Source organism: Nocardia sp. NPDC057272, assembly GCF_042668615.1.
Lineage (GTDB): Bacteria > Actinomycetota > Actinomycetes > Mycobacteriales > Mycobacteriaceae > Nocardia.
In genome coordinates, this window is the sequence record NZ_JBHUYK010000007.1 from 53,451 (window position 1) to 75,198 (window position 21,748).

The window sequence follows — 21,748 nt, forward strand, 5'->3', positions numbered from 1 at the left end:
ATGACCGCGACGGTGCCAGCGCTCGACGTGGCCCGGATCAGGGCCGACTTCCCCATCCTGCACCGCACGGTGCGGGACGGGAAACCGTTGGTGTACCTGGACTCCGGTGCCACTTCGCAGCGCCCGCTGCAGGTGCTGGACGCCGAGCGCGAGTTCCTGCTCACCCGGAATTCGGCGGTGCACCGCGGTGCCCACCAGCTGGCGGAGGAGGCGACCGACTCCTATGAGGAGGCGCGCGCCGACATCGCCCGCTTCGTCGGCGCCGACACCGGCGAGATCGTGTTCACCAAGAACGCGACCGAGTCGCTGAACCTGGTGGCCAACGCGTTCGGCGACGACCGGTTTCCCTACAAGGTGGGCCCCGGCGACGAGATCGTCATCACCGAGCTCGAACACCACGCGAATCTCGTTCCGTGGCAGGAGCTCGCGCGTCGGACCGGTGCCACCGTGAAGTGGTACGGCATCACCGATGACGGCCGCATCGACCTGGATTCGCTCGAACTGTCGTCCGCGACAAAGGTTCTCGCGTTCAGCCATCAGTCGAACGTGACGGGCGCGGTGGCTCCGGTGGACGAATTGGTCCGCCGGGCGAAGGCGGTCGGCGCGCTCGTCGTGCTCGACGCCTGCCAGTCGGTGCCGCACATGGCGGTGGACTTCCACGAGCTCGGTGTCGATTTCGCCGCGTTCTCCGGCCACAAGATGCTCGGCCCCATGGGTGTCGGCGGACTGTACGGCCGCCGCGCGCTGCTGGAGGAGACGCCGCCGTTCATCACCGGTGGGTCGATGATCGAGACCGTCACGATGGAGAAGACCACCTACGCGCCGCCGCCGCAGCGCTTCGAGGCGGGCACGCCGATGACCTCGCAGGTCGTCGGATTAGCCGCCGCGGTGCGCTATCTCGAGGACCTCGGCATGGACGCGATCGCCGCGCACGAGCACGCCCTCACCGGCGCCGCGCTCGACGGTCTGTCCGGGATCGAGGGCGTGCGCATCGTCGGGCCGATCGAGAACGTGGATCGCGGTGGCGCGGTGTCGTTCGTGGTCGACGGGATCCACGCCCACGACGTGGGCCAGATCCTCGACGACCAGGGTGTGGCCATCCGGGTCGGGCACCACTGCGCCTGGCCGCTGCACCGCAAGTTCGGTGTCGCCGCCACCGCGCGTGCCTCGTTCGCCGTCTACAACACCCTCGATGAGGTCGACGCACTGGTCGCGGCCGTGCGGAAGGCCAAGACCTTCTTCGGAGTTGCCTAGATCATGCGTATGGAACAGATGTACCAGGAAGTGATCCTGGATCACTACAAGCACCCGCATCACCGCGGGCTGCGGGAACCGTTCGGTGCGCAGGTGCACCACGTGAACCCGACCTGCGGTGACGAAGTGACGATGCGGGTGCAGATCGACGACGCCGGTGAGGTCGCCGACGTCTCCTACGACGGCCAGGGCTGCTCGATCAGCCAGGCAGCCACCTCGATCCTCACCGATCAGGTGATCGGGCTGCCGGTGCAGCAGGCGCTGAAGGTGGTCGACTCGTTCAGCGAGATGATCTCCAGCCGCGGCACCGTCGAAGGCGACGAGGACATGATCGGCGACGGCATCGCCCTCGCCGGTGTGAGCAAGTACCCGGCGCGGGTCAAGTGCGCGCTGCTCGGGTGGATGGCGTTCAAAGACGCTGTCGTGCAGATCAGTTCGGCCGAGGAAACCAAGGCACCGATGGGAAATGGGGAGTCTGCCACATGAGTGAGAGCACCGATATCGCACAGACCCCGGACGTCGCGGCGGCAGCCGAGGTCGACAAACCCGCCGAGGTCGAGTTGACGGCCGAACAGATTCAGCACCTCGAGGACCTCGAGGAGGCGATGCGTGATGTCGTCGACCCCGAACTCGGCATCAATGTCGTCGACCTCGGCCTGGTCTACGGCCTGTCGGTCGACGGGGAGAACATCTGCACCCTCGACATGACGCTCACCTCGGCGGCGTGTCCGCTGACCGACGTCATCGAGGATCAGTCCCGCAACGCGCTGGTGCGCAGCGGTCTGGTCGAGGACCTGAAGATCAACTGGGTCTGGATGCCCCCGTGGGGCCCGGACAAGATCACCGACGACGGCCGCGAACAGCTGCGTGCCCTCGGCTTCACGGTGTAGCACCGCACTTTTCGGGCCCGGATCCTGGCTGGATCCGGGCCCTTTTTGCGGTTATGTGTCGACCGGTTCCGGTGTGATGATTCCCGTTCTGGTTGGTTGTCACCGGGCGATCAGTGATGATCTTGACGGTTCTGGACTTGCCGGAACTGTTTCACGAGGAGATCTTTCGAATGAATTTCATGAGTAAGGCCGGCCTTGCCGTTGCGGCGCTCGGCCTTGCGGCCGGCTCGGTGCTCGGTGCCGGTTCGGCGAACGCGGTCGGCCTCGACCAGTGGGGCGCGATGGCCGCGGACGGCGACTGGGCGAACTACGGTCGTTCGGTCGGCTATCCCACGCGCGCCGAGGCCGAGGCTGCCGCACTGGAACAGTGCGCCGCGGATGGTTGCATGGTGGAGGCCGTGTGGGTCAACGGCTGCGCGGCCCTGGTGGAGAACGATGAATTCATCGCCTGGGGCAAGGGCCCGACCCGCGCCGACGCGGAGCGGGAGGCTTACCTCGCGCTGACCGAGGGCACTCCGCAGAGCCTGCTCGTCAACGTCGGCTCGTCGCAGCTGGCCGGCGGTCATGTCATCGAAACGGTCTGCACCGCCAACGCGCGCTGATCGTCACGGCGATTCTCGAGCCCGGGCCGCGCAGCGGTCCGGGCTCGTGTCGTCTTCGGCCCAGACGCTGATCACGGCGGAGCATGCGGGCCCGGATTCATGTGCTGACGGCGGTGATGTGATGTTTCACCGAACGGTTGGCTATCACCGGGTCATCAGTGATGATCTTGAAGGTTCCGGACTTTCGGAACAGGTTCCAGAGGAGATCTTTCGAATGAGTTTCATGGGTAAGGCCGTCTTCGCCGTTGCGGCGTCGGTTCTTGCGGCCGGGTCGGTGCTGGGCGCCGGTACGGCGAGTGCGGCAGGCGACCAGTGGGCGTCGATCGCGCTGAGCGACGGCCAGGCGATCTACGGCACCAGCGTCAACGAGGAAAGCCCCGAGGCCGCGCAGGCCGCCGCGATCGCCGACTGCCACCTGGCGGACTGCAACGTGGTGACGACGTGGGCCAACGGCTGCGCCGTGCTGGTCGAGAGTGACAACGGCATCGCGTGGTCGACCGGTGCGACGCGCGCAGAGGCCGAGCGTAAGGCGTACGAGAACCTCTCGGAGCTGACGCCGACCGCGCTGCTGGCCAACACGGGCTCGGCGGGACTGAGCGGCTCCGAAATCGTCGACGCGATCTGCACGGCGAACGCGCGCTGACCATCGCGTAGCGAACGGGCCCGGATCCTCACCCAGGATCCGGGCCCTTTGCTGTTGTGTACTAAGCGTTCTCGACCACGGCGACCGAGTCTATCCACGCGCTGATCATGTCGGCGGTCCCGGCGATGATGGCGTCGAGCTCGGCGTCGTCGAGTTCGACCGAACGCAGCGCGGTGGCGAAGCCCGCGTTGAGCACGACGAAGGCCATCACGTCGATGTCGACGTGCTTGATCGGGCCCATGAACTGGATGATGTAGAGCTTGATGAGCATCCGCAGCCGGGGTTCGAATTCGGGGATACCGCTGCCGTAGAACTGCAGATCGGCGACCAGGGCGCGCACGAGCGGCCCGTTCGCGACGAGGATGTCGACGGCGGAGCGGATCAGACCTATCACGGCATCGCGGGGGGACTGGCCGGAACTGGCGGTGAGCAGCTGGCTGTAGCGCTCTTCTACCTGCAGAAACAGGCTGTCGTTGAGCTCTTTGACGATCTCGTCGCGGTCGTTGAAATACCGGTACAGCGTGCCGATGCTCATGCCCGCTTCGGTCGCGATCCGGTTGGTCGAGGTATTGCCGATACCGCGGGTGCCGAAAAGATGAGCGGCCACCGTGAGAATGCGTGTTCTCGTCTCTTTCGCCCGGTCCTGCTTGGGGCGTTTGCGCTGCTTATCGGCTTGCGGGGGCATCTATCGACCTCGGCAGAAAGAAGAGTAGAAGGTGAGCGGTTGCTCACCCTACAGTCATGATCACAGAGAAACCGCAGTGTAGGCCATCACATCGGCCGACATGACGGAAGCACAACCACTACCGGCGGCGCCGGGGTGTAGAAGAAGGAGGAGTCGACGATGACGATCCCACTGGACGAGACGGCCCTGTGGCAGCCCCTGCGCGATGTCCGGACGATGACCAGCCGGTTGGTCGGCCACTTCGTCGACAATGTCGCGACCTGCCGGACGCTACCCGGCGATGTGATCGCCGGTGACGTCACCTCGGTCACCCGCATGTGCCTGGAAATCGTCGGCGGCATGCTGGACGGCCGCGACGAGGAGGTGAAGCTGAACCGGCTCGCGGTGGCGGCGGCGGGCTGGGCGCGCGAAGGCGTGCCGATCGACACGATCCTGCACGCTTTCCACGAGGGCTTCCGGCTCTCCTTCGACGCGGTCTACGACGAGGTGGCCGACGTCGATCGCGCGAGTCTGATCCACGGCTTCCGCCGGGTGGTCGAGATCTCGGACCTGTTGTGTACCACGGTGACTCGCTCCTACATCCGTGAGCACCGTGAGGCCGTCGGCGAACATCACACGGCGGTGCACACCCTCACCTCGGCACTGCTGGCCGGTCAGTCGACCGTCACCATGGCCCGCGAGGTCGGCATCACCGTCTCCGACGCGTATTCGGTGCTCGCACTCTCGATCGGGGCGCACCCCGACGAGCGCGACCCGCGCGTGAACGGTGCGGTGGTGGCGCGGCGCAAGCTGCGCAGGGTACAGACGGCATTGGCGCACCGGTGCGGTGAGCAGGTGCTGTCGCTGCTGTCGGTCGACGGCGGCACGCTGCTGATCCCCGCCGATCTGCTGGTCGGCGAGCAACTCGACGCACTGGTCGAAGCGCTGTCGAGGGCCGCGCATGTCGACATCACCGCGGCTCTGGTGCCCGCGGCCACGGAGGAGATCCCCGACGCGGCCCAGCGTGCCCACGAACTCCTGGACATGGTGGAGCGTCTCGACAGTGCCCCCGGCCTCTACCGCTTCGGCGACCTGGCCCTGGAGTACCAGCTCACTCGCCCTGGCCCCGGTCGCGCCCGGCTCGGTGAACTCCTCGCCCCCCTCGACAACCACCCGGAGCTCTACGAAACCCTGCGCGTGCACATCGCCAACAACATGAACCGCCAGCGCACCGCCCGGCTGCTGCACATCCACACCAACACCGTCGACTACCGCCTGCGCCGGGTAGCTCAACTCACCGGCCTCGACCCTGCCCAGTCCTCGGGCCTGTGGCAACTGCGTTCCTCGATGATCGCCCGCAGCTTCCACACCGGCCCCGCCCCCCACTCCGCCGTCACCGAAGCCCGAATTCCCCGCCGCCCCGCCCCCCACCCCTACTCCGACCTGGACGGCATCCGCTCGGCCTGAACCCCCACCTCCGGCCCCGGCGTCGCGACCCTGAAGCTGTCGCGATGCCGGGGCCTTCGACTGCCGATCCCGCAGTCCGCCAAGCGAATACCGGACGGCGCATCGGGAAACGCAGTGAACTGGTTTTGGTATATGGTTATATAGACTAAAACTAGGAGGGGTGATGACCGCCGAATCGGTAGAGCAGTTGTGTCGGGCGATCGAGCAGGGCGCGTCGCCGAAGTACCTGGCGTTCTGGGGACACAGCCCACGTCGCGACGGAACGATCGGCTCGAGCAGCCTGAGCCAGTGGTGGCCGGCGACATTCGTAGTCGACGGTGTGGAATTCGCCAGTGCCGAGCACTACATGATGTGGCGCAAGGCAATGCTGTTCGAGGACGCGGCTACCGCGGCGAAGATCCTCGAGGTCGGTCATCCGAGCCAGGCGAAGAAGCTCGGCAGGCAGATCCGTGACTTCGACGAAGATATCTGGGAACGAGCACGATTCGACATCGTGGTCGCGGGGAGCGTGGCCAAGTTCGGGCAGGATGACGCGCTGCGGGAATATCTGGTCGGTACCGGCGCGCGGGTACTCGTCGAAGCCAGTCCGGTGGACCGGATCTGGGGGATCGGGATGGCCGCCGATGATGCGGGTGCGCTGGATCCCGCGCGGTGGAAGGGGCTCAATCTGCTCGGGTTCGCGTTGATGCGGGCGCGGGACGAGTTGGTTCGCCGGTAGATAGCGGTCCATCGCTACTTGTCGGTGGGTGTTGTTAGTCTGTGGCGGACGAGCGGTTCGGGAGGAATCGGGCGTTTCGACAAGCGAGAACTGTTGTGGCCGGAAATGTCTCGGCGCTATGACAGGTTCGCTGAATGGTGTCGTGGCGATGCCGGAAAGCTATTTCCGGGGAAGTCGGCGGCCGTTCATGATTGGTTCGGCTTCGAGGCTCGGAGTCGGTATTTCGACGGGGAGAATCTCTGATGTCTGGTCTGGGCAACTATGCCCTTGGTGTGGTCGCGCTGTCCGCGGTGGCGGCGTTCACCGTGGTGAACGCCGGGCCCGCGGCCGCGGGGGCGAGTGGTGTGGCGATCGCTGAGGCGCCGGGATACACGGCGGTGTCGCGCGATGGTGGATTCGAGACCGCCTCGGGTGACCTGTACGGGGCGCTGGCATTGTCGTCGGGCCGCGCCGTGGTGGCCTCGGCGGTGAACTACGGCAGCTGGGCCGCGGCGAGCCAGGCCGCGCTCGATGAGTGCGGTGTGCGCGACTGCCAGGTCGTCGTCGAATTCCGCAATGCGTGCGGCGCGGTGGCCCAAGGCGCGGACTACCGCTTCGGCTGGTCGTGGGATCACTCCCTGGACGCGGCCGAGCGCTCCGCGGTGGACGTGCTCGGCTTCAGTGCCGCCCCGTTCCCGGATCCGGGTTCGGCGTCGCCGCGTGCGGCGAGTGTCATCCTGTCCGCGTGCACGGCGAACGTATAGCGAAACGCGAAGCGGCAGGGGTACGGACCGAATAGGCCCGTACCCCTGCTGGATTCAGCGGCGCAGTACTTTCCTGGCCAGCCAATTGCCGAAGAACTGCACACCCTGCACACCGGCGATGATGATCAGCACCGCCACGATGGTGACCTGCCACTGGAATTGCTGATACCCGTAGACAATGGCGAAATCACCGAGCCCGCCACCGCCGACGGTGCCCGCCATCGCGGAGATATCGACGATCGAGATCACCACGAAGGTATAGCCGAGAATCAACGGCCCCAACGCTTCCGGAACGATCAGCGTGAGAATGATCCGCAGCGGTCCCGCGCCGACCGCACGCGCGGCCTCGATCACGCCCGGATCGACCGTCACCAGGTTCTGTTCCACGATCCGCGCGATCCCGAACGAGGCCGCGACGATCATCACGAACAACGCCGCCTCGGAGCCGATCGTGGTGCCCACCACCTCCAGGGTGACCGGGCCGAGCGCGGCCAGCAGGATGATGAACGGAATAGGGCGCACCACATTGACGATCACATTCAGCACGAAGTAGATCGGCCCGTTCGCCAGCAGGCCACCCTTGCGGGTCGTGTACAGCGCGGTCCCGAGCACCAGCCCGATCAGCCCCGCGACGACGAACGTCACGCCGACCAGGTAGACGGTGGTCCCGATCGCCTCGAACAGTGTGGGCCGCAGCTTCTCCCAGTTGGTCTCCATCAGCCCGCCTTCCGTTCCAGGTCGGCGACAACGCGATCCAGCGCGGCATCGGGCCCGTGCAACGCCAGGGTGACGCTGCCGAATGTCTTGTCCTGCAACGTGCTCACCCCGCCGTAGACGATCTCGAAGCGCACGTCGGCGGCGGTCGCGGCGGCCAGCGCCGCGCCGAGACCGCTGTGGTCGTCGATGTCGACGGTGACCAACCGGCCGCCGTGGAGCTCGCGCAACCGATCCAGCTCGGTCGCGTCGGGCCGGTTGTGCAGCACGGTCGCCACGAACGACCGTGTCGGCGCGGCTTGCGGCGCGGCGAAAACGTCGAAGGTGGAGGCCAATTCGACGATCCGGCCCTCGGCGAGCACCGCGACCCGGTCGGCGACCGCGCGGATCACGTCCATCTCGTGGGTGATCACCACGATGGTCACCCCGAGTTCGGCGTTGATCTTCTTCAGCAATCGCAGCACCTCGCCCGTGGTCTCCGGGTCCAGCGCGGAGGTGGCCTCGTCGGCGAGCAACAGCGAGGGCGAGGTCGCCAGCGCCCTGGCGATCCCGACCCGCTGCTTCTGCCCGCCCGAGAGCTGATCGGGGTAGGCGCGCGCCTTGTCGGTGAGCCCGACGAAGTCGAGCAGTTCGGCCACGCGGGCCTTGCGTTCGGCCCGTTTCCAGCCCGCCACTTTCAGCGGGTACTCGATATTGCCTGCGGCGGTGCGGGATCGGAACAGGTTGAACTGCTGGAACACCATGCCGATATCGCGACGCAGCTTGCGCACCGCCGACTCCGGCACCCCGGTGATCGGGGTGCCCGAAATCGTGACGGTGCCCGAAGTAGGCTTGTCGAGCGCGTTGATCAGCCGCACCAGCGTGGACTTGCCCGCTCCGGAGTAGCCGATGACGCCGAAGATCTCACCCGGTTCGATCCGCAGGTCGATACCGTCGAGTGCGGTGTGCCGATCGTCGCCGCTGCCGAAAACTTTCGTCACGGAACGGAATTCGACAGCGGCGGGTTCGGCACTCACTTGGCCGTGCGGATGCCCTGCTGCACCCGGTCCAGGATCTGCTCGAGCTCGGCGCCGGGACGGTTCACCGCGACCGCGGTGCCCTTGGTGGTTTCGGCGTGCGCGGTGGCCACGGCCGGGTCCTTCCAGATCTCGACCAGCTTCAGATACGTCGGATTCGTCTTGTCCTCGGCGCGGCTGACGATGACATTGATGTACGGCTCGGCGGCCGGATTCTTCGGGTCATCCTTGTACAGCGCCGATTTCGGGTCCACGCCCGACCGGTCGAGGAAGGTGTTGTTGATCACCGAGCCGTCGACCGAGGGCAGCGACAACGCGGTCTGGGCGGCATCGACCGGGGTTACGCGCACCTTGGACGCGGCCTTGTCGATGTCGGCGGGCGTCGGCTGGACCGAGGTGCCGGTGATCTTCAGCAAGCCGGCGGCCTGCAGCACGAACAGCGCACGCGCCTGGTTGGTCGGATCGTTGGGGATCGCGATCTCACCACCGGCGGGGATATCGGCGAGAGCCTTGTGCTTCTTCGAGTAAAGGCCCAGCGGCACAATATAAGTCGAGCCGATCGGGGTGAGCGTGTCCGAGCTCGCCACGTTGTACTGGCCGAGGAACTGCAGATGCTGGAACAGATTGAGGTCGATCTGTTTCTGCGACAGCGCCGTATTCGGCTGCTTGTAATCGGAGAAATTGGTGACCTTCAGTGTGATGCCCTGCTCCTTGGCCTTCTGTTCGAAGACCTCGAAAGCCTTGTCCTTGTCGGTGGTGCCGATCCGCACGACCGTGCCCGAGGCGTCGTCATCGGAACCGCACGCGGTCAGGGTGAGGGCCGCGGTTGCAATCAGCACTGGGATCGCCAGTGTCCGAAGGAATTTCACTTGTACTCCCGAATTGCTAGCAGAAGATGAACTCGGCCATCCAAGCTGTCGGCACTACCCGCCGACAACGGTTTGACTTGCCATGAGCGAAATCCTCGCAAACACTGGGACGCCCGTCTAACTTGCGGACAATGCGAATCCTGCGCCGTCTTCTGGCGATTCCGGTCCTGGTCGCGCTGGCAACGGGGGCGGTGAGCTGTGGGCAAGACCACCCGGACGGCGTGGTGCGGATCGGTGTGAACGACATCGCACAACCGCACTGGGAGGTGTACAAACGCAAGGCGGCCGAGCAGGGCATCACCGTCGAGTACGTGAACTTCACCGATTACAAGCAGCCCAATCCGGCGCTGGCGCAGAAACAGGTCGACCTCAACAAATTCCAGCACGTGCGGTACCTGGCCAACTACAACGTTGCCAACAACGACACGATCGTGCCGATCGGCGCGACCGAGATCTTCCCGCTCACTCTGTACTCCACGAAGCACACCTCGGTCGCCGAGATCCCGCGGGGTGGGCAGATCACGCTCAGCAACAATCCGGCGCAACAGGTCCGTCCCTTGCTCGGGCTGTCGGCGGCGGGGTTGATCGTGCTGAAGGGCGGCGCGAGCTGGGACTCCACGATCGACGACGTCGACACCGGCGCCTCGAAGGTGCGGCTCACCACGATCGATCCGACGCTCACCGCGCAGTCACTGGACAGCGTCGACGCGGCGTTCGTCGACGACACGTTCGCCGGGCCCGCCGGCCTGACCCAGCAGCAGGTCATCTACACCGACGATCCGGCACGTCCGGAATTGAAGCAGTACATCAACGTCTTCGCGGCGCGGGCAGCCGACAAGGACAACCCCACCTACCTGAAACTCGCGCAGCTCTACCATGATCCGGAGGTGGTGGCCACGGTACAGGCGGAGACGGGCTACGCGGGAATCTTCAAGACCAACGACGCCGCCGATCTGCAAGCCACGCTGCGCGAGCTGGAAACGAAGTTCCGCAAGTAGTCAGTCACCCAGGAACTTGTGCACCAGCATCACGGCCATCGAACCCTCGCCGACGGCGCCGGCGACACGGTGCCCGTTGAAGGCGCGCACGTCTCCCGCGGCGAACACTCCCGGCACGGTGGTTTCCAGGTGCAGGGGTGGGCGGGACAACGGCCAGGGGGAGTCGGACCCGTCGACGATGGCGATATCGGGGCCGGTGAGCAGGTAGCCGCGGTCGTCGCGGGCGAAGGATCCGTCGAGCCACTCGGTGGCCGGGTCGGCGCCGATGAAGGCGAACAGCCAGGTCGCGGGCACTTGCTCGACGGCGCCGGTCGTGCGATCGCGCAGGGTGAGGTGTTCGAGATGGGTGTCGCCCGAGGCGTCGACGACTTCGACGCCGGTGCGGACCTCGATGGCCGGGATCGCCTCGATCTGCTCGATCAGGTAGGTCGACATCTCGACAGCCAGGGAATCGGCGCGGACCAGCATGATCACCCTGCGCGCGCAGGAGGCGAAGTAGACCGCCGCCTGGCCGGCGGAATTCGCGCCGCCGACGATGTAGACATCGGAGCCCGAACACAGTGGAGCCTCGGTGAGCGCGGAGAAGTAGAAGACGCCGCGGCCGTTGAACTTGTCGACGCTCGGGATGTCGAGGGTGCGGAAGGTGGCGCCGCTCGCGACGATCACCGAGCGGGCGGTGATGGTGATGCCGTCGGTGCAGTGCACCGCGAAACCGTGGTCCGTCGGTCGCAGGTGGTCGGCTCGCAGACTGATCACGAGTTCGGCGCCGAACTTGCACGCCTGCCTGCGGGCACGGTCGGTGAGGTCGGAGCCGGAGATGCCGTCGGGGAAACCGAGGTAGTTCTGGATGCTCGAGCTCAGCCCGGCCTGACCGCCGATCGCCCACCGTTCGAGCAGGATCGTGCGCAGTCCCTCCGACGCGCCGTAGAGGGCGGCTGCCATGCCCGCGGGGCCGCCGCCGACGATGAGCAGGTCGTAGCTGTCGGAGGTGGGCTTGGTGTGCAGACCCACCCACTGCGCGAGCTGCTCTTCATCGGTGGGCCTGAGGGTGCGCCCGTCCGACCCGAACAGCACCGGGGTGTCCGCGACGGTGAATCCGTGGTCCGTGAGGAGTTCGCGGCCGGCCTGGTCGGTGGGTTGCACCCAGCGACAAGCGATTTCGTTGCGGGCCAGGAAGGTGCGGATCACGGTGCACGCGGGCGACCACATATCGGCCACCACGGTCAGCTCGGCGCCGTCGTGCTCGTCTCGCGGAGTAGGAGCCACCCGCCGAGAGTAGGCCCGACCAGGGGTGATGTGCTCGAGGCGCTCCGGCGGCGGGTCAGCGCAGCGGGTGCTCCACCGACAGTCTGCCGCGGCGGACGAGATCGCGTTTGGTGATCGGCGGCAGTGCGGCGTCGTCGTCGGGGGCGGCGGGGTTGGGCCGCACCAGCAGGGTGACGGTCGCGGCGGGCACGAATCCGCTGCTGGTCATCAGCGCGGCCGAGGCGCTGTTGCGGTCCTCGACATCGGTGACGATATGGCGTGCGCCGCGGGCGAACAGCGCCTCCGAGCACACGTTCACCAGCCGCCGCGCGATCCCGTGGCCTTGCATATCAGGGGCTACCGCGATCCATTCCAGATACGCCCAGTCGTCGCGATGCTCGAACTCCATCGACCCGAGGACGAACCCCACCACCCGGTCGGAATCCAGAGCCACCCAGCAGGCGTTGTCGGGGCTGTCGAGGTGCTCGGCGACGGCCGTGAGCGACCACGACGTGTACGGCTTGATGGTGGTGTCGAAAACCTGATGGCCGAGGTCGAGGACTTGACGCAGGTGTCCCAAACCCATCGGCACGACAGCGATGGCGGTGTCCATAGCCGCCAGTGTGCCCTACGCGCCCTTGCGGGCCGCGGTCTTGGACGCGGTGGATTTGCGCGCGGCCGATTTGCGCGGTGCGGCCTTCTTGGCGGCCTTTTTCGCGGGTTTCTTCTCCGGGGCGGCTTCCCGGCGCCCGCTGGTCTCGAGACTGCGTTGCAGCGCGGCGACCAGATCCACGACTTCGGCATCGGCCTGTTCGGCGGGTGCTGTCTCGGCGGCGGGCTCGACCTTGCCGGTGCCGCTGGCGATCGCCTCGTCGAGCAGCTTCTGCAATTCGATCTGGTATTCGTCGGTGTATTCGGACGGGTCGAAATCTCCTGACATCGATTCGACGAGGGTTTCGGCCATCTTCAGTTCTTGCGGACGCGGGGCGGGCGCGTCGTCGAGCGACGGGAATTCGACGGCACGCACCTCGTCGGGCCACAGCAGTGTCTGCAGCACCAGTACACCGTCGCGCACGCGCAATGCGGCCAGCCGGGTCTTCTGGCGCAGTGTGAAATGGACGAGCGCGGTCTTGTCGATGCGTTCGAGGGTCGCCGCCAGCAACTGATAGGCCTTCGGCGTCGTGGAATCCGGTTCGAGGTAATAGCTCTTATCGAACAGCACCGGGTCGATCTGGTCGGACGGCACGAATTCCAGCACGGGAATCTCGTGTTTCTCCGCCGCGGGCAGTTTCGAGAAATCGGCGTCGGTCAGCACCACCTGCTCACCGTCCGGTGAGGTATAGGCCTTGTCGATATCGGAGTACTGCACAGATTTGCCACACACCTGACAGACGCGGTCATATTTGATCCGGCCCCCGTCCTTGGCGTGGACCTGGTGGAACCGAATGTCATGGTCCTCGGTCGCGGTATAGACCTTGACCGGGACATTGACCAGCCCGAAAGCGATCGAGCCCTTCCAGATCGATCTCATCCACCCATCATGGTCGAAATGTCGCGCCGGGGCGAGCAAGCGATCTCGAATAGGTGCCCGCCCGTGATCCGGCGGTGCTTGAAATCGTTGCGTCTGATCCAATTGCCGCGTGAGTGTCGAGGTGATCGTGTGCGGGATCGGGCCGGCGGGCCGGGCCGTGGCCCATCGTGCGCTGGCGGCCGGGCGCAACGTCACTGTGATCGATCCACGCCCGGATCGAGTATGGACGCCGACCTATGCGGCGTGGGTCGATGAATTGCCCGGGTGGCTCGATTCCGGCGTGGTCGCGGCGGCGATCGACGGGCCGACGGCGTGGGCGGTGCGCGAACATCGGATCGATCGCACCTATCAGGTTTTCGATACGGCGGCGCTGCAGTCGTCGTTGACGCTCGACGGCGCGGCCGTGATCGCCGACCACGCCGTGGAGGTGAATACGCGCTCGGTGCGGACGGCGGGCGGGCTCACCCGTACCGGGCAGGTAGTCGACGCGCGGGGGTTGGCCCGGTCGCCGCGTCGCGCCGAGCAGACCGCCTATGGGGTGGTCGTGGACCGTACGGGACTCGAGCCGACACTGTTCATGGACTGGCGGCCGGACAACGGGGCCGATCCCGACGACCCACCGTCGTTTCTGTACGCGATACCGCTGAGTGCCGACACCGTGCTGTTCGAGGAGACCTGCCTCGCCGGGCGACCCGCGCTCGCGCCGGACGTGTTGCGACGCCGGCTCGAACATCGGTTGCGCGTGCGGGGGATCGCGCTCACCGGGGCCGAACCCGTTGAACGGGTGCGGTTTCCGGTACAGGGCGGCATGCCCGGGCGTGGCCGATTCGGTGCGGCCGGTGGGTTGACCCACCCCGCGACCGGATACAGCGTCGCCGCCGCGCTCGCCGCCGCCGACACCGTTGTCGCGGGTGGCGCGGTGTGGACGCCCAGCGCGCGGGCCGTGGCGGCCTTGCGCCGCGCGGGTTTGCGCGCGCTGCTGGCTCTGCCGCCACGCGAGGTACCGGTCTTCTTCGAGACGTTCTTCGGTTTGCCCGCGCACCTGCAGCTTTCCTATCTGTCCGGCCTCGATGACCTCGGTGGCACTCTCGCCGCGATGCGCGCGCTGTTCGCCGATCTTCCGCCGAATCTGCGCCGCACCGTCGTGACCTCGGCCGTCGGCGCGGCTCGCCGGTAGCCGAAGCCGGGACCTGTCGCCGACCGGACGACCAAGGGTGTGCCAGAGGCCCGGCGGTGCCGCCACGAAGTTGCTACGATCGCCACGCGAACGCGCCGACCCGCCAACAGGATCGGGCCGACGAGGCGGGACGGCCGGAACTACACCGTGCCCCCGCACGTCGATATGCGCCTCGCGCGATGGTGTGACGAGTTAGGGGACAATCCGGTGTTCGAATTCACCAGGCGGCGCAGTCGCTGGGTGCTCGGCGTTTTCGCGGTGCTCGCGGTGGTGCTCGGCGCACTGGGCGCCACGCTGTTCGAGCGGGTGGAGGGCGGCGGATACACCGACTCCGGGAGCGAATCCAGCCGCGCGCTCGAGGTGTTGCGCACCGAGTTCGGGCAGGCGCCGCCGAACCTGCTGCTGCTGGTGGAAACCGAGTCCTCGGTCGAGGATCCCGAATCCACCACGGCGGCAACGGCATTGGTCGCCAACCTGCAGGAACGGGCCGGTGTCACCGAGGTGATGTCGTACTGGACCTCCCACCAGCCCGCGCTGCGCAGTGTCGACGGCAAGCAGGGCCTGATCGTTGCCAGCGTGCTCGGCAGCGAACGCGAGATCGACGAACGCGTCACCGCCATCTCCGCAGAGCTGACGGGTAAACAAGGATCGTTGCAGGTCAGGGCGGGCGGATTCGCCATGCTCATGCACGAGACGGTGCAGCAGAGCAAGACCGATATCGCCAAGGGCGAGGCCATCGCGTTCCCGCTCACCCTGATCGCGCTGCTGTTCGTCTTCGGCGGCCTGGTCGCCGCGAGCCTGCCGCTGCTCGTCGCGATCGGCACCGTGCTCACCACCATGGGCGCGCTGTGGTTGCTCACCCTGTTCACGCCGCTGGCCGTCACCGCGACCAACGTGGCGACGCTGCTCGGCCTCGGCCTGGCCATCGACTACAGCCTGCTGATCGTCAGCCGCTACCGCGACGAACTGGCCGAAGGCCGCACGCCGGCGGGCGCGGTGGCCACCACCCTGCGCACCGCGGGCCGCACCGTCGCGTTCTCCGCGCTCACCGTCGCGGTGGCGCTGGCCGGGTTGCTGTTCTTCCCCCTGCTGGCGATCCGGTCGATGGGCTACGCGGGCATCGTCGTCGCGGCACTGGCCGCGCTGGTGTCGCTCACCGCGCTGCCCGCCGCGCTGTTGCTGATCGGTACCCGCATCGACAAGGGCCAGCTCGGCTGGTGGTTCCTGCGCGCGCCGCGTCCCGCGCCGGGTGAGGGCGCCTGGCACAAGCTGGCCACGGCCGTGATGCGCAAGCCGATCTCGATCGGACTCGCTGTCACCGCGCTGCTGCTCCTGCTCGGCGCTCCGTTCCTCGGCGTGAAACTCGGATTCCCGGACGAACGGACGCTGCCGGAATCGATGGACTCCCGTCAGGTCACCGAGATCGTGGCCCGCGACTTCGGCGAGAGCGACCAGCACACGCTCGTCGCGGTGCTGCCCGAAAGCGCTTACAGCGCCGCGGGACTCGACACCATCGCGCGTGACATGTCCGATCTGGACAACGTCCGCCGTGTCGACACCGCCACCGGCAGCTACACCCAGGGCGGGTTGCTCCTCGAACCCACCGCGGCCAACGCGCGGTTCCGGGTCGAGAAGGCCGTCTACCTGTCGATCGTGCCGACCACCGGTGACAGCGACGCCCTGGCGAACCTGGTCGACCAGGTGCGTGCGGTGCGGACACCGAGCGAGTTGCTGGTCGGTGGCGTGGCCGCCGCCAATGCCGACTCGGTCGCCGCGATCGAGAACGCACTGCCGTGGGCGCTCGGCTTCGTGGTGATCATGATGCTGATCGTGCTGTTCGCGCTCACCGGGAGCGTGGTGCTGCCGGTGCTGGCGGTGATCCTCAGCGCGCTGAGTTTGACCGCGACCTTCGGTGCGCTGGTGTGGATCTTCCAGGACGGCCACCTGTCCGGGGTGCTCGGTTTCACCGTCACCGGAGACCTGTCGGCCACCGTCCCGGTGATGCTGTTCGCCGCGGCCTTCGGGCTCGCGATGGACTACCAGGTGTTCCTGCTGTCGCGGATCCGGGAGGAATACGACCGGACCGGCAAGAACGAGACCGCGGTCGCGCTCGGCCTGGAACGGGTCGGACGTATCGTCACCGCCGCGGCGATTCTCATCTCCCTGGTGTTCCTCGGCTTCCTCGCCTCCGACATCACCTTCATGAAGTCCTTCGGTATCGGCCTGCCGCTGGCCGTGATCGTCGACGCCACCCTCGTGCGCGGGTTCCTGCTGCCCGCCGCGATGAAGGTGCTGGGCGACGCGAACTGGTACGCACCGGAATTCCTGCGTCGCCTCCACGATCGGTGGGGCCTGGACGAGGGCGGCTCGGCCCGGTCGAAACGTGAAGTGGTGGTGCGTGATCCGCTCGCCGCCAGGCCGGCGGAGATCGTCGTCGTGGATCCACTCGCACGGGCGGAGGCGGCGCGGGCGGAAGCGGCCAGAGCGGAGGCCGAGCGGGCCGACCCGGCGCGGGCCGAGGACGGTGCGCGGGAGAACTCGCGGGCGCAGGAGAGCATTTCGGCCTCGACGGGAAGCCGCGAGTCCTCGGACTGACAAGACATCGCAGGGGCAGGCACGCCGAACCGCCGCCCGCCCCTGCGAGTTTCAGAGCTGGCGGGTTCAGATGCCGCCGGTGGACAGGAACCCGCCGTCGACCCGCACACAGTCGCCGGTGATCCACGCTGCCTCGTCGGACACCAGGAATGCGATCAGCCGGGCCACATCCTCGGGCTCGCCGAGTCGCTTCAGCGGGTACACGCTCGCGGCACGCTCCTCGTCGTCGGAGTACAGCGCGTCGGCGAACTTGGTCTTGACCACGCCCGGCGCCACCGCGTTGACGCGGATCTTCGGGCCCAGCTGCCAGGCCAGCTCCTCGGTGAGCCGGATCAGCGCCGCCTTCGACGCGCCGTAGGCCGAGATCACCCCGGACGACCGGATGCCCGCGACGCTGGCCACGTTCACCACCGCACCGCCGTGCTCGGCCATCCACGCGCGGTAGGCCTGCTGCACATAGCCCAGCGACGCCACCACGTTCACATCGAAGATCTTGCTGACGCCACCCAGATCGGCGTCCATCAGCGGACCGTAGACGGGGTTGATGCCGGTGTTGTTGATCAGGATGTCGAGCGAGCCGTACTCGGTGACGGCCCTCGCCACGGCGTCCGCGCGCGCGTCGGCGTCGCCCGCGTTGCCGGCGATGAAACTCACCTGGCCCTGGTGGCCCAGCGCGCGCAGCTCGGTGGCCGCGGCCTCCAGCGGTTCGGGTTTACGGGCGGTGATCAGCACGTTCGCACCCCGGCGCAGCAGTTCGGCCGCGGTCGCGAGCCCGATGCCGCGACTGGCTCCGGTGACGAGGGCGGTCCGGCCCAGTAGATCGGTAGTCATGGCAAGAGAGTAACCACGCTCACATCGGGCAGCGCCGGGTTCGGCTTCCGGCAGCGTCGACGGTAAAATAAGTGGTTCTTGCCGATATGCCCTTCCCGTTTGTCTTACTCTGAGGAGAACTCTGTGATCACGGCGACCGACCTGGAGGTCCGGGCCGGAGTCCGTACCCTGCTCTCGGCCCCTGGGCCGGCGCTGCGGGTGCAGTCCGGCGACCGGATCGGACTGGTCGGTCGCAACGGTGCGGGGAAGACCACCACCCTGCGCATCCTCGCGGGCGAGGGTGAGCCGTACGCCGGAAAGATCACCCGCTCCACCGACATCGGCTATCTGCCGCAGGACCCGAAGGAAGGCGATCTCGATGTGATCGCCAAAGACCGGGTGCTCTCGGCGCGCGGGCTCGACGTGCTGCTGCGCGACATGGAGAAGGCCCAGGTCGAGATGGCCGAGGTGGCCGACGATGCCGCCCGCGACAAGGCGATTCGCCGGTACGGGCGCCTCGAGGACCAGTTCTCCTCGCTCGGCGGCTACGTCGCCGAGAGCGAGGCGGCGCGCATCTGCAACAGCCTCGGCCTGCCCGACCGCGTGCTCGATCAGCAGCTGCGCACCCTCTCCGGTGGTCAGCGCCGCCGCATCGAGCTGGCCCGCATCCTGTTCTCCGCGTCCGACGGCTCGGGCGGGCGCTCCGATCGCATCCTGCTGCTCGACGAACCGACCAACCACCTCGACGCCGACTCCATCACCTGGCTGCGCGGGTTCCTGCAGAACCACGACGGCGGCCTGATCGTGATCAGCCACGACGTGGAACTGCTCGGCGACGTGGTCAACAAGGTGTGGTTCCTCGACGCCGTGCGTGGTGAGCCCGACGTCTACAACATGGGCTGGAAGAAGTACCTCGACGCCCGTGCCACCGACGAGCAGCGCCGCGTCCGCGAGCGCGCCAACGCCGAGAAGAAGGCGGGCGCGCTGCGTCAGCAGGCTGCCAAGCTCGGCGCCAAGGCCACCAAAGCCGCTGCGGCACACCAGATGGTGCGTCGCGCCGAACGCTTGATCAACGAGCTCGACGACGTGCGCGTGAGCGACAAGGTCGCCCGCATCCGGTTCCCCGAGCCCGCGGCCTGCAGCAAGACGCCGCTGATGGTGAAGGACCTGACCAAGCTCTACGGTTCCCTCGAAATCTTCACCGGCGTGAACTTCGCCGTCGACAAGGGCAGCCGCGTGGTGGTGCTCGGGCTCAACGGCGCCGGTAAGACGACCATGCTGAAACTGCTCGCCGGTGTCGAGACGCCGACCGCGGGCGGCGTCGAGCAGGGCCGTGGGCTCAAGGTCGGCTACTTCGCCCAGGAGCACGACACCCTCGACGATCAGGCCTCGGTGTGGGAGAACATCCGCCACGCCTCTCCGGACGCGGGGGAGCAGGAGCTGCGCAGCCTGCTCGGTGCGTTCATGTTCACCGGTCCGCAGCTCGAGCAGCCGGCGGGCACGCTGTCCGGCGGTGAGAAGACGCGTTTGGCCCTGGCCGGGCTGGTGTCCTCGGCGGCGAACGTGCTGCTGCTCGACGAGCCCACCAACAACCTCGACCCGGTCTCGCGCGAGCAGGTCCTCGAGGCGCTGCGCACCTACGCGGGCGCCGTGGTGCTGGTGACGCACGACCCGGGCGCGGCCGAGGCGCTCAACCCGGAGCGGGTCATCCTGTTGCCCGACGGCACCGAGGACCACTGGTCCGCGGAGTACGCGGAGCTGATCGACCTCGCCTGATCCGTGGTGAAACGCTGTGTCGTGGCGGAACTCGCCGGGATCGCGTGAGTTTGATCACTGTTTTCGTTGATCACCGAGTGCGGAGTGTCTAGCCTGGAAGAAGTGCTCGGCGACTCGGAGGAAGCCATGAGCGACAGTGCCAGACAGGCCGCTAGGTCGGCCAAGGGTAAATCGACGATCGGCAAGGCAGCCCTGGGTAAGGGCACCCGGGTGACGGGCAAGTCCCGCGACCGGTTGCAGTCCCAGCTGAAGAAGCAGTACGAGGCGGGCGCGTCCATTCGCACCCTGGCCAGATCCACCGGCCGCTCGTACGGCTTCATCCACAATGTGCTGGTCGAGTCACATGTAGAACTGCGTGGGCGCGGTGGCGCCAATCGGCGCAAGAATCCGGCCGACTGACCGCGCGCCGCGCTACGGTGCCGTTACCAGCCTGCGACGGCTCCGTCGCCACGGACCAGCAGATTGGCCAGGCTGGCGAACAGTGGCAGGCCGGTCTTGATCTCGAGGTACGCGAACTGTCCCTGCGGGTTCACCTCGAGGAAGTAGTACTCGCCGTCGCTGCCCAGGCGCAGATCGACCACGCCGAAGCTGAGTCCGAGCGCTCCCATCAGGGTCGCGAGGGACTTGCTGACCGACGCCGGTAGCCGATCCGCCGCGAACGCGACCGAGGTGTCGAGCCGGGAATCGATGCGTCCGACGCCCGCCTGGGAGTCGATGCGCACACTCCACTCGACGCCGTCGACCCAGACGACCCGAAGATCGCAGCTGGCCTCCACGTAATCCTGGAACGTGGTCGGCGTCGACCGGATCGACTCGAGCCTGTTCAGCTCGGGCCCGGTGATGATCCTCGTCTCCGAGAACTCGCCACGGCCGGTGCCGGTGCGCTTGTACACCACTGGCCCGCACCGGGATTCGACGAAACTACGCGCCTCGTCCGGGTCGTTGGTGACCAGCGTTTCCGGGATCGTGAAACCCGCCCGCTGCGCGGTTTCGAGCTGGACGATCTTGCGGCTCGCGGTGCGCTCGGCGGCCGGATCGTTGACCCAGTACGCCGGGATCGACCACAGCATGCCCTGCAGGAATCCGTCACACTCGGCCTGGCGGAACGCGTCGTCGGCCGCGCGCACGCCGGTGGGCACCCGGCACGGGTGCGGCCTGCGCCACCACACGGCGCGGACGTCGTCGAGACCGTGGACATGTGACATCGCGCGGTTGGTGCCCGCTTTGTCGAGCCGGAAACTCCCTGTCTCCGTGGGGAAGTCGCGCAGGTCGAGCCGGATCGGGTCGAGCCCGTGGTGTTCGCGCAGGGTCGACGCCAGCGCATCGGCGTGCAGGTCGTCGGTTTCGGAGACGATGAGCACGGCGTCGGTAGCGCCTTCCATGACTTGCGCGGCCGTTTCAGTCGAGGCTGTCGCAGTTGATGCCGTCGCGGAAGGTGAACGTCGCTCCGGTGACACCACCTCGTTCGGCGATGCGCAGTTTGGCCGCCCAGCCACGGGTCGCGCGGGCCAGCTGCTCGTCGCCGAGCGCCTCCGACGGTTCCGGTGCGAGGGTGATCGGCCGATCGACGAGCTCGACGCGCATGCGCCGGGTGAAATCGGCGGTGGCGCCGGGGCGGATGTCGACCCGCACCTGACGTTCACCGGCGCTCGCGCGGTCTTCGGTGAGCCGGACGATGTCACTGCGGTCGAAAGTCCAGGTACCACCGTCGACCCGCACCGAGATGTCGCGATCGGACTCGGCCACCAGCAGTCCGCGCAAGGCGGGGCCCCGATCTCGGGACGACGCGGTAGCGGGGAGGTGGATGGCGTCGGTCATGGGCACTCACTCCGATCTTCTCGTCTGCTCGCGATTTGCCAGAACCCCAAAAGGTGCTTCGGATCATAACGTGAACGCGTGGTCCGCCGAGCGGGTTCGCAAGATTTGCGGAGCGCCGGGCAAACCGCCGAGCGGCGCGTGATCGCCTTGTGGGGAAAGAATTTCGGACAACTCGGATGTGGGAACTGGGTTCACCCGGGCAATCGGGCAGCAAACGC

At 67.2% G+C, this 21,748-nt stretch carries 23 protein-coding genes; 13 read left to right on the forward strand and 10 right to left on the reverse strand.

Features of this window, described 5'->3' with window-relative positions; all coding sequences use genetic code 11:
- From ACFULV_RS12805 to ACFULV_RS12825, 5 genes are all read left to right on the forward strand, one after another.
- Complete coding sequence (locus tag ACFULV_RS12805; protein ID WP_378656054.1) at nucleotides 1-1,254, forward strand: cysteine desulfurase; 1,254 nt, start codon at nucleotides 1-3, stop codon at nucleotides 1,252-1,254.
- A gap of 3 nt (nucleotides 1,255-1,257) precedes the next feature.
- Nucleotides 1,258-1,740: a Fe-S cluster assembly sulfur transfer protein SufU gene (sufU, locus tag ACFULV_RS12810; protein WP_056810385.1), complete on the forward strand. Its 483-nt coding sequence runs from the start codon at nucleotides 1,258-1,260 to the stop codon at nucleotides 1,738-1,740.
- Nucleotides 1,737-2,144 carry a metal-sulfur cluster assembly factor gene (locus tag ACFULV_RS12815; RefSeq protein WP_378627114.1) on the forward strand — a complete coding sequence of 136 codons (408 nt, stop codon included), beginning with the start codon at nucleotides 1,737-1,739 and terminating at the stop codon, nucleotides 2,142-2,144. The genes sufU and ACFULV_RS12815 overlap by 4 nt, the downstream gene beginning before the upstream one ends.
- Nucleotides 2,145-2,266: 122 nt before the next feature.
- A complete protein-coding gene (locus tag ACFULV_RS12820; protein ID WP_378656057.1) occupies nucleotides 2,267-2,746 on the forward strand; it encodes a DUF4189 domain-containing protein in 480 nt (159 codons plus the stop codon).
- Between the two features lie 46 nt (nucleotides 2,747-2,792).
- The gene (locus tag ACFULV_RS12825) at nucleotides 2,793-3,389 is read left to right on the forward strand and encodes a DUF4189 domain-containing protein (protein WP_378656060.1); all 597 of its coding nucleotides are present in this window, start codon (nucleotides 2,793-2,795) and stop codon (nucleotides 3,387-3,389) included.
- A gap of 61 nt (nucleotides 3,390-3,450) precedes the next feature.
- Here ACFULV_RS12825 and ACFULV_RS12830 read toward each other — a convergent pair whose 3' ends face one another.
- On the reverse strand, nucleotides 3,451-4,074 hold the full coding sequence (locus ACFULV_RS12830; protein WP_378656063.1) for a TetR/AcrR family transcriptional regulator: 624 nt from the start codon (nucleotides 4,072-4,074) through the stop codon (nucleotides 3,451-3,453).
- Between the two features lie 159 nt (nucleotides 4,075-4,233).
- On the opposite strand from ACFULV_RS12830, the gene ACFULV_RS12835 reads away from it, so the two are divergent.
- The 3 genes from ACFULV_RS12835 (at nucleotide 4,234) to ACFULV_RS12845 (ending at nucleotide 6,981) form a co-directional block, all read left to right on the forward strand.
- The gene (locus ACFULV_RS12835) at nucleotides 4,234-5,520 is read left to right on the forward strand and encodes a PucR family transcriptional regulator (protein WP_378627119.1); all 1,287 of its coding nucleotides are present in this window, start codon (nucleotides 4,234-4,236) and stop codon (nucleotides 5,518-5,520) included.
- A gap of 163 nt (nucleotides 5,521-5,683) precedes the next feature.
- On the forward strand, nucleotides 5,684-6,238 hold the full coding sequence (locus tag ACFULV_RS12840) for an NADAR family protein (protein ID WP_378656065.1): 555 nt from the start codon (nucleotides 5,684-5,686) through the stop codon (nucleotides 6,236-6,238).
- 242 nt (nucleotides 6,239-6,480) lie between these two features.
- Nucleotides 6,481-6,981, forward strand: coding sequence for a DUF4189 domain-containing protein (locus ACFULV_RS12845; protein ID WP_378656067.1), 501 nt, complete (start codon nucleotides 6,481-6,483; stop codon nucleotides 6,979-6,981).
- A 54-nt stretch (nucleotides 6,982-7,035) separates the two neighbouring features.
- Here the strand turns inward: ACFULV_RS12845 and ACFULV_RS12850 are convergent, their stop codons facing one another.
- Genes ACFULV_RS12850 through ACFULV_RS12860 form a run of 3 tightly spaced genes read right to left on the reverse strand, consistent with a single transcriptional unit; the run spans nucleotide 7,036 to nucleotide 9,580 of the window.
- On the reverse strand, nucleotides 7,036-7,698 hold the full coding sequence (locus ACFULV_RS12850; protein ID WP_378656069.1) for a methionine ABC transporter permease: 663 nt from the start codon (nucleotides 7,696-7,698) through the stop codon (nucleotides 7,036-7,038).
- Entirely contained in the window at nucleotides 7,698-8,711 is a 1,014-nt protein-coding gene (locus tag ACFULV_RS12855) for a methionine ABC transporter ATP-binding protein (RefSeq protein WP_378656072.1), read from the reverse strand. The genes ACFULV_RS12850 and ACFULV_RS12855 overlap by 1 nt, the downstream gene beginning before the upstream one ends.
- Nucleotides 8,708-9,580, reverse strand: coding sequence for a MetQ/NlpA family ABC transporter substrate-binding protein (locus tag ACFULV_RS12860; RefSeq protein ID WP_378656074.1), 873 nt, complete (start codon nucleotides 9,578-9,580; stop codon nucleotides 8,708-8,710). Before ACFULV_RS12860 ends, ACFULV_RS12855 begins: the two co-directional genes overlap by 4 nt.
- A 131-nt stretch (nucleotides 9,581-9,711) precedes the next feature.
- On the opposite strand from ACFULV_RS12860, the gene ACFULV_RS12865 reads away from it, so the two are divergent.
- Nucleotides 9,712-10,578, forward strand: coding sequence for a MetQ/NlpA family ABC transporter substrate-binding protein (locus tag ACFULV_RS12865; RefSeq protein ID WP_378656077.1), 867 nt, complete (start codon nucleotides 9,712-9,714; stop codon nucleotides 10,576-10,578).
- Here ACFULV_RS12865 and ACFULV_RS12870 read toward each other — a convergent pair whose 3' ends face one another.
- The 3 genes from ACFULV_RS12870 to ACFULV_RS12880 are packed head-to-tail and all read right to left on the reverse strand — an operon-like array spanning nucleotide 10,579 to nucleotide 13,354.
- Nucleotides 10,579-11,844, reverse strand: coding sequence for an NAD(P)/FAD-dependent oxidoreductase (locus ACFULV_RS12870; protein ID WP_378656080.1), 1,266 nt, complete (start codon nucleotides 11,842-11,844; stop codon nucleotides 10,579-10,581).
- Between the two features lie 55 nt (nucleotides 11,845-11,899).
- Nucleotides 11,900-12,436 (reverse strand): GNAT family N-acetyltransferase, encoded by a 537-nt coding sequence (locus tag ACFULV_RS12875; protein WP_378627132.1) that lies wholly within the window; start codon nucleotides 12,434-12,436, stop codon nucleotides 11,900-11,902.
- Between the two features lie 15 nt (nucleotides 12,437-12,451).
- Nucleotides 12,452-13,354, reverse strand: a complete 903-nt coding sequence (locus ACFULV_RS12880; protein ID WP_378656082.1) for a Ku protein — start codon at nucleotides 13,352-13,354, stop codon at nucleotides 12,452-12,454.
- A 109-nt stretch (nucleotides 13,355-13,463) separates the two neighbouring features.
- Between ACFULV_RS12880 and ACFULV_RS12885 the strand changes: the two genes are divergently transcribed.
- Both ACFULV_RS12885 and ACFULV_RS12890 read left to right on the forward strand, forming a co-directional pair.
- Nucleotides 13,464-14,531, forward strand: a complete 1,068-nt coding sequence (locus ACFULV_RS12885) for a lycopene cyclase family protein (protein ID WP_378656085.1) — start codon at nucleotides 13,464-13,466, stop codon at nucleotides 14,529-14,531.
- A gap of 207 nt (nucleotides 14,532-14,738) precedes the next feature.
- Complete coding sequence (locus tag ACFULV_RS12890; protein ID WP_378656088.1) at nucleotides 14,739-17,126, forward strand: MMPL family transporter; 2,388 nt, start codon at nucleotides 14,739-14,741, stop codon at nucleotides 17,124-17,126.
- Between the two features lie 66 nt (nucleotides 17,127-17,192).
- Here ACFULV_RS12890 and ACFULV_RS12895 read toward each other — a convergent pair whose 3' ends face one another.
- Nucleotides 17,193-17,957 (reverse strand): SDR family oxidoreductase, encoded by a 765-nt coding sequence (locus ACFULV_RS12895; RefSeq protein WP_378656090.1) that lies wholly within the window; start codon nucleotides 17,955-17,957, stop codon nucleotides 17,193-17,195.
- A gap of 123 nt (nucleotides 17,958-18,080) precedes the next feature.
- On the opposite strand from ACFULV_RS12895, the gene ACFULV_RS12900 reads away from it, so the two are divergent.
- Together ACFULV_RS12900 and ACFULV_RS12905 are read left to right on the forward strand one after the other, a co-directional pair.
- Nucleotides 18,081-19,712: an ABC-F family ATP-binding cassette domain-containing protein gene (locus ACFULV_RS12900; protein WP_378627138.1), complete on the forward strand. Its 1,632-nt coding sequence runs from the start codon at nucleotides 18,081-18,083 to the stop codon at nucleotides 19,710-19,712.
- 126 nt (nucleotides 19,713-19,838) lie between these two features.
- On the forward strand, nucleotides 19,839-20,111 hold the full coding sequence (locus tag ACFULV_RS12905) for a helix-turn-helix domain-containing protein (protein ID WP_266290315.1): 273 nt from the start codon (nucleotides 19,839-19,841) through the stop codon (nucleotides 20,109-20,111).
- Nucleotides 20,112-20,134: 23 nt separating this feature from the next.
- Here ACFULV_RS12905 and ACFULV_RS12910 read toward each other — a convergent pair whose 3' ends face one another.
- Both ACFULV_RS12910 and ACFULV_RS12915 read right to left on the reverse strand, forming a co-directional pair.
- Nucleotides 20,135-21,094, reverse strand: a complete 960-nt coding sequence (locus tag ACFULV_RS12910) for an MvdC/MvdD family ATP grasp protein (protein ID WP_378627141.1) — start codon at nucleotides 21,092-21,094, stop codon at nucleotides 20,135-20,137.
- A gap of 16 nt (nucleotides 21,095-21,110) precedes the next feature.
- The gene (locus tag ACFULV_RS12915) at nucleotides 21,111-21,530 is read right to left on the reverse strand and encodes a hypothetical protein (protein ID WP_378656093.1); all 420 of its coding nucleotides are present in this window, start codon (nucleotides 21,528-21,530) and stop codon (nucleotides 21,111-21,113) included.
- Nucleotides 21,531-21,748: the final 218 nt, after the last annotated feature.

What these genes read in the sequence shown, in the direction of transcription:
- ACFULV_RS12805 (WP_378656054.1), top strand. Translation starts at nt 1, where the DNA reads ATGACCGCGACGGTGCCAGCGCTCGACGTGGCCCGGATCAGGGCCGAC.
- ACFULV_RS12875 (WP_378627132.1), bottom strand. Translation starts at nt 12,436, where the DNA reads ATGGACACCGCCATCGCTGTCGTGCCGATGGGTTTGGGACACCTGCGT.
- ACFULV_RS12840 (WP_378656065.1), top strand. Translation starts at nt 5,684, where the DNA reads ATGACCGCCGAATCGGTAGAGCAGTTGTGTCGGGCGATCGAGCAGGGC.
- ACFULV_RS12845 (WP_378656067.1), top strand. Translation starts at nt 6,481, where the DNA reads ATGTCTGGTCTGGGCAACTATGCCCTTGGTGTGGTCGCGCTGTCCGCG.
- ACFULV_RS12830 (WP_378656063.1), bottom strand. Translation starts at nt 4,074, where the DNA reads ATGCCCCCGCAAGCCGATAAGCAGCGCAAACGCCCCAAGCAGGACCGG.
- ACFULV_RS12850 (WP_378656069.1), bottom strand. Translation starts at nt 7,698, where the DNA reads ATGGAGACCAACTGGGAGAAGCTGCGGCCCACACTGTTCGAGGCGATC.
- ACFULV_RS12865 (WP_378656077.1), top strand. Translation starts at nt 9,712, where the DNA reads ATGCGAATCCTGCGCCGTCTTCTGGCGATTCCGGTCCTGGTCGCGCTG.
- ACFULV_RS12895 (WP_378656090.1), bottom strand. Translation starts at nt 17,957, where the DNA reads ATGACTACCGATCTACTGGGCCGGACCGCCCTCGTCACCGGAGCCAGT.
- ACFULV_RS12880 (WP_378656082.1), bottom strand. Translation starts at nt 13,354, where the DNA reads ATGAGATCGATCTGGAAGGGCTCGATCGCTTTCGGGCTGGTCAATGTC.
- ACFULV_RS12915 (WP_378656093.1), bottom strand. Translation starts at nt 21,530, where the DNA reads ATGACCGACGCCATCCACCTCCCCGCTACCGCGTCGTCCCGAGATCGG.
- ACFULV_RS12910 (WP_378627141.1), bottom strand. Translation starts at nt 21,094, where the DNA reads ATGGAAGGCGCTACCGACGCCGTGCTCATCGTCTCCGAAACCGACGAC.
- ACFULV_RS12835 (WP_378627119.1), top strand. Translation starts at nt 4,234, where the DNA reads ATGACGATCCCACTGGACGAGACGGCCCTGTGGCAGCCCCTGCGCGAT.
- ACFULV_RS12905 (WP_266290315.1), top strand. Translation starts at nt 19,839, where the DNA reads ATGAGCGACAGTGCCAGACAGGCCGCTAGGTCGGCCAAGGGTAAATCG.
- ACFULV_RS12815 (WP_378627114.1), top strand. Translation starts at nt 1,737, where the DNA reads ATGAGTGAGAGCACCGATATCGCACAGACCCCGGACGTCGCGGCGGCA.
- sufU (WP_056810385.1), top strand. Translation starts at nt 1,258, where the DNA reads ATGCGTATGGAACAGATGTACCAGGAAGTGATCCTGGATCACTACAAG.